Annotated in this window: 14 protein-coding genes; 10 read left to right on the top strand and 4 right to left on the bottom strand. The window is 29.1% G+C overall.

Going from position 1 to position 16,988, the window contains the following annotated elements; all coding sequences use genetic code 11:
* Positions 1–20: 20 nt before the first annotated feature.
* From DAD81_RS08365 to DAD81_RS08355, 3 genes are all read right to left on the bottom strand, one after another.
* Positions 21–971, bottom strand: a complete 951-nt coding sequence (locus DAD81_RS08365) for a D-2-hydroxyacid dehydrogenase (RefSeq protein ID WP_111707800.1) — start codon at positions 969–971, stop codon at positions 21–23.
* A 21-nt stretch (positions 972–992) separates the two neighbouring features.
* Positions 993–2,060 (bottom strand): 3-phosphoserine/phosphohydroxythreonine transaminase, encoded by a 1,068-nt coding sequence (serC, locus tag DAD81_RS08360; protein WP_111707799.1) that lies wholly within the window; start codon positions 2,058–2,060, stop codon positions 993–995.
* A 331-nt stretch (positions 2,061–2,391) separates the two neighbouring features.
* A complete protein-coding gene (locus DAD81_RS08355; RefSeq protein ID WP_111707798.1) occupies positions 2,392–3,453 on the bottom strand; it encodes an acyl-CoA reductase in 1,062 nt (353 codons plus the stop codon).
* A 46-nt stretch (positions 3,454–3,499) separates the two neighbouring features.
* Here DAD81_RS08355 and DAD81_RS08350 point away from each other — a divergent pair, with 46 nt between their 5' ends.
* From DAD81_RS08350 to DAD81_RS08330, 5 genes are all read left to right on the top strand, one after another.
* Complete coding sequence (locus DAD81_RS08350) at positions 3,500–3,850, top strand: 4Fe-4S dicluster domain-containing protein (protein ID WP_111707797.1); 351 nt, start codon at positions 3,500–3,502, stop codon at positions 3,848–3,850.
* 112 nt (positions 3,851–3,962) lie between these two features.
* Entirely contained in the window at positions 3,963–5,057 is a 1,095-nt protein-coding gene (gene ychF / locus DAD81_RS08345; RefSeq protein WP_111707796.1) for a redox-regulated ATPase YchF, read from the top strand.
* A 72-nt stretch (positions 5,058–5,129) separates the two neighbouring features.
* Complete coding sequence (locus DAD81_RS08340; RefSeq protein ID WP_111707795.1) at positions 5,130–6,032, top strand: DMT family transporter; 903 nt, start codon at positions 5,130–5,132, stop codon at positions 6,030–6,032.
* A gap of 114 nt (positions 6,033–6,146) precedes the next feature.
* Positions 6,147–8,003, top strand: a complete 1,857-nt coding sequence (locus DAD81_RS08335) for a DNA topoisomerase IV subunit B (RefSeq protein ID WP_111707794.1) — start codon at positions 6,147–6,149, stop codon at positions 8,001–8,003.
* Between the two features lies 1 nt (position 8,004).
* Positions 8,005–10,614 (top strand): DNA gyrase/topoisomerase IV subunit A, encoded by a 2,610-nt coding sequence (locus DAD81_RS08330; protein WP_111707793.1) that lies wholly within the window; start codon positions 8,005–8,007, stop codon positions 10,612–10,614.
* A 70-nt stretch (positions 10,615–10,684) separates the two neighbouring features.
* Here DAD81_RS08330 and DAD81_RS08325 read toward each other — a convergent pair whose 3' ends face one another.
* Positions 10,685–12,187 carry a S41 family peptidase gene (locus DAD81_RS08325; RefSeq protein ID WP_111707792.1) on the bottom strand — a complete coding sequence of 501 codons (1,503 nt, stop codon included), beginning with the start codon at positions 12,185–12,187 and terminating at the stop codon, positions 10,685–10,687.
* Between the two features lie 144 nt (positions 12,188–12,331).
* Between DAD81_RS08325 and DAD81_RS08320 the strand changes: the two genes are divergently transcribed.
* The 5 genes from DAD81_RS08320 to DAD81_RS08300 all read left to right on the top strand — a co-directional run bounded on the left by DAD81_RS08320 (position 12,332) and on the right by DAD81_RS08300 (position 16,978).
* On the top strand, positions 12,332–12,841 hold the full coding sequence (locus DAD81_RS08320; RefSeq protein ID WP_111707791.1) for an RNA polymerase sigma factor: 510 nt from the start codon (positions 12,332–12,334) through the stop codon (positions 12,839–12,841).
* Positions 12,828–13,262 carry a hypothetical protein gene (locus tag DAD81_RS08315; protein WP_111707790.1) on the top strand — a complete coding sequence of 145 codons (435 nt, stop codon included), beginning with the start codon at positions 12,828–12,830 and terminating at the stop codon, positions 13,260–13,262. The genes DAD81_RS08320 and DAD81_RS08315 overlap by 14 nt, the downstream gene beginning before the upstream one ends.
* Positions 13,259–13,801 (top strand): DUF4252 domain-containing protein, encoded by a 543-nt coding sequence (locus DAD81_RS08310; protein WP_111707789.1) that lies wholly within the window; start codon positions 13,259–13,261, stop codon positions 13,799–13,801. Before DAD81_RS08315 ends, DAD81_RS08310 begins: the two co-directional genes overlap by 4 nt.
* Positions 13,802–13,868: 67 nt before the next feature.
* Positions 13,869–14,417, top strand: a complete 549-nt coding sequence (locus DAD81_RS08305; protein ID WP_111707788.1) for a DUF4252 domain-containing protein — start codon at positions 13,869–13,871, stop codon at positions 14,415–14,417.
* 122 nt (positions 14,418–14,539) lie between these two features.
* Entirely contained in the window at positions 14,540–16,978 is a 2,439-nt protein-coding gene (locus DAD81_RS08300; protein WP_111707787.1) for a M1 family metallopeptidase, read from the top strand.
* Positions 16,979–16,988: the final 10 nt, after the last annotated feature.

Below are 16,988 nucleotides of genomic sequence, written 5' to 3'. Positions count from 1 at the left end.
TAATTTATGTAAGTTTTAAATTAACTTAATATCTCAATAATTTGAGTAGCTAATTCAGTTCCAATTCTATCTTGTGCTTCACCAGTAGCAGCTCCAATATGAGGAGTTAATGATAAATCTGGATTCATTAATAATTGAATTTCTGGAGCAGGTTCATTTTCATAAACGTCCAATGCTGCTTTTGAAATTTCTCCTTTTGAAAGAGCTTCAACAAGTGCTACTTCATCAACAACACCACCACGAGCAGCATTTACCAAGCAAGCAGTATTTTTCATCATTTCAAATTCTTCAGTTGAAATAACGTAACCATCTTGAGCAGGAACGTGTAAGCTTATAAAATCTGATTCTTTTAATACTTCTTCTTTTGAAAGTGTATTAATATCAAAGAAAACTGATTGACCATCAAAAAATTCTAATTCTAAATTTACATTGTCAATATATGGATCAAAAGCAATAATTTTCATTCCTAATCCTAGTCCTATTTTAGCTGTAGCTTGTCCAATTCTTCCAAATCCAATTAAACCTAAAGTTTTCCCTTTAAGTTCAACACCTTTTGCAAAAGCTTTTTTAAGATCTTTAAATTTAGAGTCACCTTCTAAAGGCATTTCTCTGTTAGATTGTGGTAAGAAACGAACCATACCAAATAAATGGGCAAATACCAATTCACCAACGGAGTGAGAAGATGCAGCTGGAGTATTTATTACATTAATACCTTTTTCACGGGCATAATCAACATCAATATTATCCATTCCAACACCACCACGACCAATAATTTTTAATGAAGGACAGCCGTCAATAATATCCGTTCTAACCTGAGTTGCACTTCTAACAAGTAACACAGATATTTCATTTGTATTCATATACTCTAACAATTCATCTTGTGCAATTGTTGATGAATCTACTTCGAAACCAGCTTTTTCAAGAGCTTTTATACCGCTTGATGCTAAACCATCATTCGCTAATACTTTCATTTTATTTTTGATTTATTTAGTTTAAATTTCTTTCTCAAGCTGTTGCATAACATCAACTAACACTTGAATACTTTCTTTAGGCATTGCATTGTAAATGCTTGCTCTATAACCACCTACAGATCTATGTCCTTTTATTCCATTAACTCCAGCTGCATTCCATAATTTATCAAAAACTGCTTGATGATCTGCATTTGCTAATGTAAAAGTAACATTCATTAATGATCTATCTTCTTTTGCTGCAAAACCATTAAATAATGGATTTCTATCTATTTCAGCATATAATAAAGCAGCTTTTTCTTCATTCAATTTTTCAATGGCAGGAATTCCTCCTAAATCTTTTAACCATTGTAAAGTTAACATAGAAACATAGACTGGAAATACAGGAGGCGTATTAAACATACTATCCTTACTAATATGTACTTGATAATCTAACATTGCAGGAATTGTACGACCTGTTTTTCCTAATATTTCATCTTTTACAATAACTAAAGTAGTTCCTGCAGGACCCATATTTTTTTGAGCTCCAGCATATATTAAATCAAATTTTGAAAAATCTAATTGACGAGAAAAAATATCAGAACTCATATCACAAACTAGTAAACCGTCTGTTTCTGGAAATTCTTTAAATTGAGTTCCATAAATAGTATTATTAGATGTAATATGCACATAGTCTAAACCAGTTGGTACAACATATCCTTTTGGAATATGATTATAAACAGCATCTTTAGAAGATGCAAATACATTAACATCACCAAATTGTTTTGCTTCTTTTATTGCTTTTGCGCTCCAAGCTCCAGTATCCATATAACCAGCTTTACCATCAATTTTCATTAAATTGTAAGCAGTCATTAAAAATTCTAAACTAGCACCACCTTGTAAAAAAAGAACGGAATAACCTTCAGGTAAATTAAGTAATTCTTTTACTAAACTTCGCGCATTTTCCATCACTTCAATAAATTCTTTACTTCTGTGAGAAATTTCAATTAATGATAAATCAATACCATTAAAATTCACTACTGCTTCAGCAGCTTTTTTTAAAACTTCTTGTGGTAAAATACACGGACCTGCACTAAAATTATGTTTTTTCATTTTATATTATAAATATGAGTTTAGATCTCACAAATTTCGGTAAAAAAAGATAATTTACTGCAATAATATATATAAAAAAAAGATTATATTTTTAATAAATATTCAACAGCATTGGAGATATCACTATAATATCATAATTTCAAGTGTTTAGATATATTCAATTTTACGATATTTACAACGTTTTCGTAAAGCGCAATTAACTGAAATTGTTTGGTTTGTTAAATTTGAAACAACAGAAACTTATTTTATTTGAAAATTTTCTTTTTTTGATTAATAAATTTTAAAAGTGATGAAGTTTTGAATAGTTACGTTAAATAAATTAATGGATATTTTAAATATTTAACAAAAACTCAAGAGTATCTACATTATCTGCATAATCCCATAAATTTGGATATTGAGTTTTTCCAAATTTCACAAACTTATTAGCATCTAAATTGCTTACAACACATTGAATTTGGTCTTTTTTAGAATTAAGTTTAAGCATTAAATCATCTACGGATTTATATTTTTCGTAAAATAAAGTTGCTATAGGCGAAGCGTAGCTTTCATCTTCTTTAAGCATTACAAAACCATTTTCAAGTACATTAAACAAGCTCATTATATAAATAGCTTTATTATAATCGTAATTGTTTTCGTACTTTTTATAATTAATGATGTTGTTATATTTATATAATGCATTAAATAATAAATCGAAATTATAATCTTCAGGAATAAATATCTTAGATACACTTCTACAGCCTAATCCAAAATATTGAAAAATATCTTCACCTAAATTTTCAAGTTCATCCTTAGATTCATTTCCTGTTAAAATAGCAACGGAGTTTCTGTTTTTTCTAATAATTGATGGGTATTTCCCAAAGTAATGTTCAAAATAACGTGCTGTATTATTACTTCCAGTTGCAATAACCGCATCAAATTTTTCTAATTTACCTTCAGTAAAGATTACTTTACCCTTAAAATTTGCATTTTGATGTTCTAAAAATTTAAGTATTAAAGGTAAGAAATGCTTATCATTAGAGCTTTGTTTTACAATAGCTTTATGACCACTTATTAATACTGATAAAAAATCATGAAACCCTACAAGAGGAATATTTCCAGCCATTATTATTGCTATAGATTTTTCATCTACGTTATTACTAAAGTTGTAATTAGCGGTCCATTTAGCTAAGTTTTCTGCACTTAAAGCTTCACTCCAGCTTTCAAAAGCATTTAAAACATTATTTAGCGTAAACCACCCATTAAATTCAGAAGCTCTATTTATCTGCATTTTAAAAGCGTCAAAAAAAAGTGTATTAAATTCAGAATCATCTTTTTTATTAATTCCATTACTAGTAAATTGACTAAAAAAATCTCCAAGTTGCACAAAAGATTCAATACGTTGCTCTAAATTCATTATTTATAAAAATTTATATTTGCAAAAATATAACTTAAATAATACTATGGCAATAAAAATTACTGACGAATGTATTAATTGTGGAGCTTGTGAACCAGAATGCCCAAATAATGCTATTTATGAACCTTCGGAAGAATGGACTTATTCTGATGGAACTAAATTAAAAGGTAATATAAAACTACTAAAAGGAGGAAAGATTGATTCAGATAAATTACAAGAACCAATATCTGATGATGTGTTTTATATTGTAACTGATAAATGTACTGAATGCAAAGGTTTTTTTAATGAACCACAATGTGCTGCAGTATGTCCTGTAGACTGTTGTATACCAGATGAAGAAAATGAAGAAAGTGATGATGAATTACTAAGAAAACAGCAATTTTTACATCAAGAATAGGTTGTTTAAAAACGTTATTTTCTCTAAGAATATTATTAATTATTTAATATTCAAAAAACCATCTTAAATAATAAAAGTAAATACTATATTTGCAGCGCTAAAAAAATAAATTATGAAGGCAGGAATTGTAGGATTACCAAACGTAGGAAAATCAACTTTATTTAATTGTTTATCAAATGCGAAGGCACAAAGTGCTAACTTTCCATTTTGTACAATTGAACCTAATATTGGGGTTGTAAATGTACCAGATCCAAGATTGTTAAAATTAGAAGAATTGGTAAATCCAGAGCGTGTTATGCCTGCAACTGTTGATATTGTTGATATTGCTGGTTTAGTACGTGGAGCGAGTAAAGGTGAAGGATTAGGAAATCAATTTTTAGCAAATATTCGTGAAACAGATGCGATTATTCATGTTGTTCGTTGTTTTGATAACGATAATATTGTGCATGTAGATACTACCATAGATCCTGTTAGAGATAAAGAAACTATTGATATTGAACTTCAATTAAAAGATTTTGAAACTTTAGAAAAAAGGTTAGAGCGAGTTAAAAAAAATGCAAGAACCGGAAATAAAGAGTCTCAAAAAGAATTAGATGCTTTATTAAAAGTTAAAGATGGGTTGGAGGCTGCAATTTCTGTAAGAGCTGTTGAATTAACAGATAAAGAAAGATTAGAATATATTAAGCCTTTACAATTTATTACAGATAAACCTGTACTATATGTTTGTAATGTTGATGAAAATTCAGCTGTTGACGGGAATGCTTATGTAGATGTTTTGAAGGAAGCGGTAAAAGATGAAAACGCTGAAGTGATTGTTTTAGCTGTTGGAATGGAAGCTGATATTACAGAGCTAGAAACATTTGAAGAACGTGAAATGTTCTTAGAAGATCTAGGTTTAAAAGAACCAGGAGCATCAGTTTTAATCAGATCAGCTTATAAATTATTAAATCAGCAAACGTATTTTACAGCAGGTGTAAAAGAAGTACGTGCTTGGACTATAAATATTGGCGATACTGCACCTCAAGCAGCGGGAGTAATCCATACTGATTTTGAAAAAGGTTTTATTAGAGCAGAAGTTATAGATTATAATGATTTTGTAACTTATGGGAGTGAAGCTAAAGTTAAAGAAGCTGGTAAAATGAGAGTTGAAGGAAAAGAATACATTGTAAAAGATGGAGATATGATGAATTTCCGTTTTAACGTGTAATTTTTAATTTGAACATCGTAATTTTTAAAATTACTTAATTTTCTATAAAAATCATCTGGTTATGTTTGCCAGATGAGATTTTCAAAAACAATTAATTCAGGATTTTTAATTGGCGTTGTTGGGATAGTAATGTTTTCAGCAAAGGCAATTATGGTGAAATTAGCTTATAACTATAATGTAACTGCTGTGCATTTACTGTTATTTAGAATGCTTTTTTCAGTTCCTTTTTATTTACTTATTGCTTTTTATGTTAAACCTCAAAACCCAGAAAAAATAAATAAAATTGATTATTTATGGATTATTTTATTTGGGTTTATAGGTTATTATTTAGCTAGTTATCTAGATTTTGTTGGATTAAAATACATTAAAGCAGGATTAGAAAGAATTATTCTATTTGTTTATCCTACGTTAGTTTTAATAATTTCAAAGCTATTTTTAAAAACTAAAATAACAAACAGACAAATTATTGCTATAATAATTACCTATTTGGGAATTGTAGTAACTTTTTGGGGTGAATTACAATTAACCAATGATAAGGTGCTTTTAGGTGGTTTATTTATATTTTTAAGTGCATTAACATATGCTTCCTATTTAGTAGGTAGCGGATGGTTAATACCAAAATTTGGAGTATTATCATTTACATCTTACGCAATGATTGTATCTACAATTTGTGTTGTAATACATTATTTACTGATAGATAGATCTAGTATTTTTATATATCCATATCAGGTTTATTTATTAGGTTTTTTAATGGCAATTGTATCTACATTAATTCCTTCTTTTTTAATTTCATTAGCAATTAAAAAGTTAGGAGCATCAAATTTTTCAATAATTGGTAGTGTTGGGCCAATTTCAACTATTATTTTAGCTTACTTTTTCTTAGGTGAAAAACTGACCTTATTACAATTTGGAGGAACAATAATTGTAATTGTTGGAGTAGGAGTTGTATCAATTAAAAAGCGGCTTAAATTTTAAGTTATTGGGTTTCAATTTGTTTAAATTCTGTTAATAACTATTATAAGGTCCTTTTTTGTCTTTTTACTAGCAAAATGTTACATTAGCAGTTCTTCAAGAATTTTACAATTATTAATGACAGAACAAACTAAGTATACCGAGGATAATATTCGTTCATTAGACTGGAAAGAGCATATAAGAATGCGTCCGGGAATGTACATAGGTAAATTAGGTGATGGCGCATCATCTGATGATGGTATTTACATTTTAATTAAAGAGGTATTAGATAACTCTGTAGATGAATATGTAATGGGTGCCGGTAAAACCATAGAAGTTTCAGTTAAAAATGAAACAGTTACTGTGCGTGATTACGGACGTGGTATTCCATTAGGGAAAGTTGTTGATGTTGTTTCTAAAATGAATACGGGTGGTAAATACGATTCACGAGCATTTAAGAAATCTGTAGGATTAAATGGAGTTGGGACCAAGGCTGTTAACGCATTATCTTCATATTTTAAGGTTCAGTCAATACGAGATGGGCAAACTGCTTTTGCCGAATTTTCAGGTGGTAATATTACGCTTGAAGAAAAAGCTCATGATTCATCACTTAGAAAAGGAACCAAAGTTACTTTTGTTCCTGACAGTGATATTTTTCCGAAATTTAAATATAGAAGTGAATACATTGTAAAAATGATTAAAAATTATGTGTACCTAAACACTGGGTTAACTATAATTTTTAATGGTGAAAAATATTTTTCAGAAAACGGATTAAAAGATTTATTAGAAGAAAATATAGCTGATGAATTTATGTTGTTTCCAATTATTCACCTTAAAGGTGAAGATATTGAAATTGCAATAACATATAGTAAAGCCCAATATAGTGAAGAATACCATTCTTTTGTTAATGGGCAACATACAACGCAAGGAGGTACTCATCAAAATGCTTTTAGAGAAGCTATAGTAAAAACTATTCGCGAGTATTTTGGTAAAAACTATGAGGCTTCAGATATTAGAAAATCTATAGTATCTGCAATTAGCGTAAAGGTAATGGAACCAGTTTTTGAAAGTCAAACAAAAACAAAATTAGGTTCTACTGAAATGGGAGGAGATTTACCCACAGTACGTACATTTATTTCAGATTTTGTAAAAACAAATTTGGATAATTTTTTACATAAAAATCCTGATACTGCAGAGAAAATTCATAAGAAAATTCTTCAGGCAGAAAAGGAGCGTAAAGATTTATCCGGAATTAGAAAATTAGCCCGTGAACGCGCTAAAAAATCTAACTTACATAATAAAAAATTACGTGATTGTCGTGTTCATTTAAATGATTTAAAAAAGGATAATAGGTTAGAAAGCTCTTTGTTTATAACAGAGGGAGATTCAGCGAGTGGATCAATTACCAAGTCTAGAAATGTAAATACACAAGCCGTTTTCAGCTTAAAAGGTAAGCCTTTGAACTCATATAATATGAGTAAAAAAATAGTATATGAAAATGAAGAGTTTAATTTACTTCAAGCAGCTTTAAATATAGAAGATGGATTGGAAAATTTGCGTTATAATTATATTGTAATAGCAACAGATGCCGATGTTGATGGTATGCACATACGTTTATTATTAATTACATTCTTTTTACAGTTTTTTCCTGAATTAATTAAAGAAGGGCATTTATTTATACTAGATACTCCATTGTTTAGAGTAAGAGATAAAAAACAAACCTTTTATTGTTATTCTGATGAGGAACGAAAATCGGCTATTAGTAAATTAAGAGGAAAACCAGAAATAACTCGATTTAAAGGTTTGGGTGAAATATCACCAGATGAATTTGTGCATTTTATTGGAGAAGATATTAGATTAGACCCAGTAATGTTAGATAAAGAAATGCCGATTGAAAAAATGCTGGAATTCTATATGGGGAAAAACACTCCAGATAGACAGAAATTTATTATTGAAAATTTAAAAATTGAACTTGATATTGTAGAAGAAGCTTAATATGCAAGAAGATAACAATGAAGAATTTCACGAAGAGGAATTAAAGGATAATTTTGGGAGTCAGGAAACTATTACCAAGGTTACGGGAATGTATAAAGACTGGTTTTTAGATTATGCATCATATGTAATATTAGAAAGAGCAGTTCCTGGAATAAATGATGGTTTTAAACCTGTTCAACGTAGAATATTACATTCTATGAAAGATTTAGATGATGGGCGTTATAATAAAGTAGCAAACATTGTTGGACATACTATGCAATATCACCCACACGGTGATGCATCAATTGCAGATGCTATGGTGCAAATTGGTCAAAAAGAATTATTGATTGATATGCAAGGTAACTGGGGGAATACCCTTACTGGAGACCGAGCAGCCGCTTCTCGTTATATTGAAGCACGTTTATCAAAATTTGCTTTAGAAGTAGTTTTTAATCCTAAAACAACCGAATGGCAATCTTCTTATGATGGTAGAAGAAAAGAACCAATAGATTTGCCAGTTAAATTCCCAATGTTATTAGCTCAAGGAGCAGAAGGAATAGCAGTTGGGCTTTCAACAAAAATTTTACCACACAATTTTAATGAATTAATAGACGCTTCAATAAAACATTTAAAAGGTAAAAGTTTTAGATTAGTTCCAGATTTTTTAACAGGAGGAATCGCCGATGTTTCTAATTATAATGATGGGAAACGTGGTGGAAAAATTAGAGTTAGAGCCAAAATTTCTCAACAAGATAAAAAAACATTAGTTATAACCGATATTCCTTTTGGTACAACTACTTCATCTTTAATTGATTCTATATTAAAAGCGAATGATAAAGGAAAAATAAAGATTAAAAAAATAGAGGATAATACAGCTGCAAATGTTGAGATTTTAGTGCATTTACCAAGTGGTATTTCACCAGATAAAACAATTGATGCTTTATATGCATTTACAAGTTGTGAAAATTCAATTTCACCTCTAGGCTGCGTTATTGACGGTAACAAACCTGTTTTTATTGGAGTATCAGAAATTTTAAGAACTTCAACAGATCATACGCTTAATTTATTAAAACTAGAACTTGAAATTCAATTAAATGAACTTGAAGAACAGTGGCATTTTGCTTCATTAGAACGTATTTTTATTGAAAACAGAATTTACCGCGATATTGAAGAAGAAGAAACTTGGGAAGGAGTTATAAAAGCCATTGATGAAGGGTTAAAACCACATATAAAACATTTAAAAAGAGTTGTAACTACAGAAGATATTGTTAGACTTACAGAAATTAGAATTAAAAAGATTTCTAAATTTGATATTGATAAAGCAAAGCAATTTATTGAAAGCTTAGAAGATAAAATTGCAATAGTAAAAAATCATCTAGAAAACTTAGTTGATTATGCCGTAGATTATTTTAAAAATTTAAAAGAAAAATACGGAAAAGACAAAAGCAGAAGAACAGAATTACGCATGTTTGATGATATTGTAGCAACAAAAGTTGTAATGCGAAATTCAAAACTCTATGTAAACAAAGAGGAAGGTTTTGTGGGTACTTCATTAAAAAAAGATGAGTACGTTGCTGATTGCGCTGATATAGATGATGTTATAGTATTTAGAAAAGATGGGGTAATGCTTGTTACAAAAGTAGATTCAAAAACTTTTGTAGGAAAAAATATAATTCATATTGCCATATTTAAAAAGAGTGATAAGCGTACAGTTTACAATATGATTTATAGAGATGGAAGGGCTGGACCTAGTTATATGAAACGTTTTAATGTAACCAGCATTACAAGAGATAAGGAATACGATTTAACAAATGGTTCAAAAGCTTCATTTGTACAATATTTTACTGCAAATCCTAATGGAGAAGCTGAAGTTGTAACCATAAGTTTAAGATCAGTTGGTAGTGTTAAAAAATTAAAATGGGATATTGATTTTTCTGATTTATTAATAAAAGGACGGGGTGTTAAAGGGAATATAGTTACAAAATATCCAATTAGAAAAATAGAATTAAAAAGTGAAGGAGTTTCAACTTTAAATCCTAGAAAAATTTGGTTTGATGAAACTGTTCAAAAATTAAATGTTGATAACAGAGGTGAATTATTAGGCGAATTTAAAGGAGAAGATAGGCTATTAATAATCAATCAAAAGGGAGAAGCTAAAACAGTTAAACCTGAATTAACTACTCACTTTGAAAGTGATATGATTATTTTAGAAAAATGGATTCCTAATAAGCCTATATCTGCACTTTATTTTGATGGGGAGAAAGAACGTTATTACATAAAACGTTTTATGATTGACAATCCTAATAAAGAGGAAATTTTTATTTCTGAACATCCAAAATCTCAATTAGAGATTGTATCAACGGATTATAGACCAGTAATTGAAGTTGTATATTCAAAACGATCTTTAGATAATTTTGAAATAAATTTAGAAGAATTTATTTCCGTTAAAGGAATTAAAGCTCAAGGGAATCAACTTACAACAGATAAAATTAGAACAGTGAATCATTTAGAATCGCTTCCTTATGAAGTTCCTGTAACAGAGGAAATTGAAGTAAATGATGAGGAAATTTTAGATGGCAACGAAGGTAAAAGCAAAGATGAAGACCCAGATCAAACAGCACTGTTTGAATAAAACAATTTACAAAACAAAAAAAAGCTTGAATTTATAAATTCAAGCTTTTTTTTTGATTAATAAAAATAAATTATTTAGTTCTTAAAAATGGAAATTTACCAGTAATTATAAACTCGCTATCAAATTTATTAAGATTTGGAATCTTTTTTAACTCAACTAATTTTTCTTCTTTTAAAGAAAGACTTTTACCTTTTTTAGCAGATAAACCAGTGATTTTTTCAATTGCTTTAGCTAATAAAGGTTCACTAGGATCTCCTAAAACGCCTAATGTAGATAAGTATTCAGGTAATTCTATTTCAGGAATAATACCACCTCTAACACTTACATCATTTATGTTTGTGTATTTTAAAATTATAGGTTGCATTGCATACGTATGATTTGTATTTAAATTATCCCCGCTTTTCATGAAATTATCAGAATCATATAACGTTATTGAACCTGTATATTTACCATAAGTAGTTGTTCCAATAGTATGCACATCTATATATGGATCTAAACCGCTAATTAAAACTTCACTTGCTGATGCTGTATCATCAGAAGTTAAAACATATAATTCTGTCATATTTAAACTGCTCAAAGTCTCCTTTAAAACTGTTCCCTCAATATTAGTTACTTTAGTAGTAAATCTAGAAACAAGTTGATCTGGAAAATTATCTTCATACAATTTTTGAACAAGAGGGTTGTAATTGTCTTTTTTAAGAATTTCGCCTGCAAATTGCCCTGTTATTGAACTAACCACCTGAGAAGTAATATAATCATAACCACCTCTATTATATCTTAAATCTAAAACTAATTTTGTAGCTCCTTCAGCTTTTAGTTGTGCAAAAGCTTCATCAATTTTAAGTTCAAATCCTGCATCAAATCCATTAAACATTAAATAACCTATTTTGGTTCCTTCAATATCAAGTGTTTTTACAATATGCACTGGGTTTTCAGTTAATTGAATTGGAGTAAGTTCTTTTGTTACACCATTTGAAATAGGATTACCTCCATTAAGATCAGCAAAACCTAAAGTATAGGTACCATCATCCTTAAATAAACTTCTATAATTATTAATTGTGATTTGAACACCATCAACGGTATTAAAAATATCACCTCTTTTAATGTTTTTATTTGCAGCTTCTGTATCTGCGGACACATATTGTACATACCCAAACACATTAGAATTAATATCCTTTTCATAAGAATACCAAATTTTAGCACCTGTGCTTTTTGTAATTCCACTAAACGAATTTTCTAAAGCAACATAATCATCAACAATCCAAGAAAAAACATCAACGCTCTCAGGCTCATAAATTAAGTCATCAAAAAATGCTTCAGGGTCATCATAAGAACTAAGTAAATCATAATATACTTGAGCATCTTCTAATTTGCTATCATCCAATTTTGGAACATTTTCTTTCCATAGATACCAAAAATTTAATCCTTGCCAAATAAAATCCTGAACTTCAACTTGAGAAAAGTCAATTTCAGATGGGAGTTCAGTTCTAATATCATCATCATCGTCTTTACAACTTGTAAAAAGGATAGAGGTGAAAAGTAACAAAGCAATAAGGGATTTTAGTTTAATCATAGTTTTATATTCTTATATTTCGTCTTTATTTTGACGCAAGTTATCAATTTAATTACAAAAATTAAACCAAACTGTTACAAAAACGAAACTTGCTCGTCATAATTGTAACAGCAGCAATAAAAAGTTGCTTTAACCAAACTAATAATGAAGCAGTCAGAGTTTTTAAAAACTGTAATGCCTTTTAAAGATAAGGTTTTTCGTGTAGCGAAAAGATTACTAGTATCAACTGAAGAGGCTGAAGATGCAACTCAAGAGCTGCTTTTTAAATTATGGAAGAATAAAGCAAAATTAAAACAATATAATAGTGTTGAAGCTTTTGCAATGACTATGACTAAAAACTATTGTTTTGACCGTTTAAAATCAAAACAAGCAAGTAATTTAAAATTAGTGCATAGTAATTATGAAGAAAAGGATACGCCTTTACAAAGAAAAATAGAACTTAATGACAGTGTAAGTTTGGTTCATAAATTGATAGAGAACTTACCAGAGCAGCAAAAATTAATAATACAACTAAGAGATGTTGAAGAATACGAATTTGATGAAATTGCAAAAATGTTGAGTTTAAAACCAACAGCAGTTAGAGTAACATTGTCTAGAGCAAGAAAAACAATTAGAGAACAATTAACAAAGCAACATAATTATGGAATTAGCTAACATAGAAAAGTTGTTGGAAAAATATTTAAATGCAGAAACTACTATTGCAGAAGAAAAAACTTTAAAAAGTTATTTTTTAAGTGATAATGTAGCACCTCATTTACAGGAATACCAAGCGTTATTCGGATATTTTTCAACTAATAAAAGTGAACGATACACAAAAACCATTCAATTAAAAAGTCGAAAGTTGAATTGGAAATGGTTATCTGTGGCCGCTTCAGTAGTTTTATTAGTTAGTGTTTACACTGGTTACCAAAGTAACCAACAAAGAAAAGCTGAAAGAATATACTTAGAAACCCAAATGGCTTTTAGTATGCTTGCAGTAAATTTAAACAAAGGAAATGATGCAATTGCAGTATTGCAGCATTTTGAAGACACAAAAAACAAAATTTTTAAACAACCTAAAAAAGTAAAAAAATGAAAAAATTAATAATAATACTAGTATTAGCAATTTTGCCTTTAACCAACTATGCTCAAAGTTCATTACTTGATAAGTTTGAGGATATGGATGATGTAACCTCGGTAATTGTAAATAAAGAAGCATTTAGAATGCTTGCTAAATTTAAAGGAGGAGGAGAAGAAGGTCAAGAATATTTAGAAATGGTGCAAAACCTAAATTCTTTCCGTGTTTTTACAACTGAAAACATAGGAATTGCTAAACAAATGAATGATGTAGTTTCAAAATATTTAAAATCTTCTAAATTAATTGAATTAATGAGAGTTAAAGACGAAGATAGTAATGTAAAAATTTATGTTCGTAAAGGTAAGGATGAAGATCATGTAAGTGAATTACTAATGTTTGTGAGCGGAGTGGGAAAATATATAAAAAATACTGATAGCCCTGTAAAAGCAGAATCTGTAATTTTATCTTTAACAGGAGAAATTGACTTAAATAAAATCTCAGAACTTACTGATTCTCACATACCTAATAGTGGTAAACAGTTGAGAAAAAATAAATAACAACAAAAAAGCAGGCCTATATTGAGCAAGGCAGACGTATAACCATTGAAAAAATTAATATAAACACATGAAATCATTTTTTAAAATATTAAGTATCGTTTTTATTGGAGCAGTAATTGTTATTTCTTGTGATAGTAACCCTTCGTTACAAAAGTATTATGTGGACAGTAAAGAAAATAATGAATTTATTTCTGTAGATGTTCCAGCTAGCATATTACAATTAAAGAATAAAAATGTTTCTGACGATGTTAAAAACACTTTAGAAACTATAAAAAAGGTAAATTTTTTAGCCTTACAATTAACAGATTCTAATAAGGAATTGTATGATAAAGAAAAACTAAAAGTAAAAGCAATTCTTAAAAACCCTAAATATAAGCAATTAATGAGATTGAATATGGGGAAAGGAAGCGTAAGCGTAAATTACTTAGGTGAAGAAGAAGCTATTGATGAAGTTGTAATTTTTGGATCAGATAATAATAAAGGATTTGCAGTTGTGAGAGTTATTGGCGAAAAAATGAATCCAAATGACATCATGAAAATTGCACAAGAAATTGAGCTTGATGGTGATTCATCTCAATTAAAACAACTTTCAGGTTTAATGAGTAGCATAAAATAAAGAGTAAAAAACATACTATTTAATGAAGCCATACTTTCAAAAAGTATGGCTTTTTAACTATCTATTAACTACTTAAAAAATTTAAATTGGTATTTTTGAGGTCATAAAATTAATTTTAGAATATGAAAAAAATAATTGGAGTCGTTTTTTTGCTATTTAGTCTATTAATAACAGCTCAAGAAAACACCTACAACCCTGAAAGAGAAAAAATTAATGATTTAGTTCACACAAAACTTAAAGTAAACTTTAATTATAAAGACAGAGAAATGAATGGAGAAGCTTGGGTTACTTTAGCTCCACATTTTTATAAAACGAATAAAGTTGTGTTAGACGCTAAAGCGTTTAAAATAAATTCGGTTAAAGTAAATAATTTAAATGCAGCTTATAATTATTCAGACAATCAACTAACTGTTGAATTAGATAAAACATACAGCAAAGGTGAAGAATACGCAGTTTATGTAAATTATATTGCCAGACCTGAAAAAGTTACTCAAAAGGGAAGTAAAAATATTACGGATGCTAAGGGGTTATATTTTATTGATCCACTAGAGGAAGATCCAGAAAAACCTACACAAATATGGACACAAGGAGAAACAGAGGCTAGCAGCTGCTGGTTCCCTACAATTGATTCCCCTAATCAAAAAAGTTCAGAGGAAATTTATATGACAGTGCCAAGTAAATACGTTTCACTTTCTAATGGAACTTTAATTTCTCAAAAAGACAATGCTGACGGTACCAGAACAGACTATTGGAAAATGGATCAGAAACATGCGCCTTATTTATTTTTTATGGGTGTTGGTGATTTTAGTATAGTTCATGACAAATGGAAAGATAAAAAAGTTGATTACTATGTTGAACCTGAATATGAATCAGTAGCTAAAGATATTTTTGGACTAACTCCCGAAATGATGACTTTCTTTTCAGACCTAACAGGAATTCAATATCCATGGGATAAATACAGTCAAATTGTTGTTAGAGATTATGTGAGTGGTGCAATGGAAAACACAACAGCAGTGGTTCATGGAGAAAATGCTCAACAAAAAAAAGGACAATTAATTGATAATAATGAATTGGAAGGCACTATTGCTCACGAATTATTTCATCATTGGTTTGGTGATTTAGTTACAACAGAAAGTTGGGCTAATTTAACTGTAAATGAATCTTTTGCCACTTACAGTGTTTATTTATGGTACGAGTATAAATATGGAAAAGATAAGGCCGCTGCTCACATGTATAATGAGGTACAAACCTATTTAGATAGTAATAGTGATGATAAATTTTTAGTTCGTTTTAATTATCACAATAAAGAAGATATGTTTGATACGGTTAGTTATCATAAAGGAAATGCAATATTGCATATGTTGAGAGATGTTTTAGGAGATGATGCATTTTTTCAAGGATTATCTAAATACTTAAATGATCATAAATTTGGAACAGCTGAAGCTCAAGACTTAAGATTGGCTCTTGAAGAAATTAGCGGAAAGGATTTAAATTGGTTTTTTAATCAGTGGTATTATGGTAATGGACATATTAAAGCGAATGTAACATATGATTATAATACAATTAACAGAACAGTAACAGTTAATATTAATCAAACAGAAAAGGTATTTAAATTCCCTTTATCAATAGATGTTTATGAGGGTGATATAAAGAATTCACATAATGTTTGGGTTAATAGCAAACAAAGCTCATTTACATTTCCTTATAGCAAATTGCCTAAACTGGTTAATATTGATGCCAAGCATGTTTTATTAGCTGAATTCACAGAAAGTAAATCTATAGATAATTTTATTTTTCAATTTAAAAATGCACCACATTATTTAGATAGAAGATTGGCTTTAGAAGAGATTGTGAAACACCAAAAAGATAATAAAGAAGCTCAAAATACAGTTGTTAAGGCTTTTGATGATCCTTATTATGAAATTAGAGTAATGGCTCTAGAGAATCTTGATTTGTTTCAAAAATATAATAAAAGAGATATTATTGCCAAGGTTGAAAAGCTTGCTCAAAACGATCCAAAATCGTTAGTTAGAGGTGCTGCTATAGGTGTTCTAGGTAAATTAATAGAGCCAATATATAAACCTTTGTTTGAAAGAGGGATGGATAGCGAATCTAATTCAGTAATTAGTAATTCTTTAACTGGTTTATATAGTATCGATAAAGAAGCTACTGTTAATAAAATTAATTCACTAAGTAAAGATTCAAAGGAAAGTTTGGCAGAATCTATTACTTCAATCTATATTCAGGAAAAAGATAAATCTCAATTACCTTTTATTGCAAATCATGTGCTTAAAGGAATGTTTTTAACTCAAAATCAACGAACTCAACAAATATACGGAGAAGCCTTTAAATGGATTGCCGAAAGCGACAATAAAGAAGCTATAGAGAATTTAACTAATAATTTTGTTAAGCTAGGTCAGCAATATAAAAAATATAAGTTTGATCAAATGTCTATAAATATGTTAAACCAGGTTGTTCATTTACAGCAGCAAACAACAAATAGCAATAAAGAAGAATTAATTGTTATTTTAAAAACAGGAATGTCTAAATTAATAGAATAGTAAATTAGTT

This window comes from Lutibacter citreus (genome assembly GCF_003260195.1).
Lineage (GTDB): Bacteria > Bacteroidota > Bacteroidia > Flavobacteriales > Flavobacteriaceae > Lutibacter > Lutibacter citreus.
Note: the sequence above shows the minus strand (reverse complement) of the source record. Positions and strands in the feature narration are given on the sequence as shown.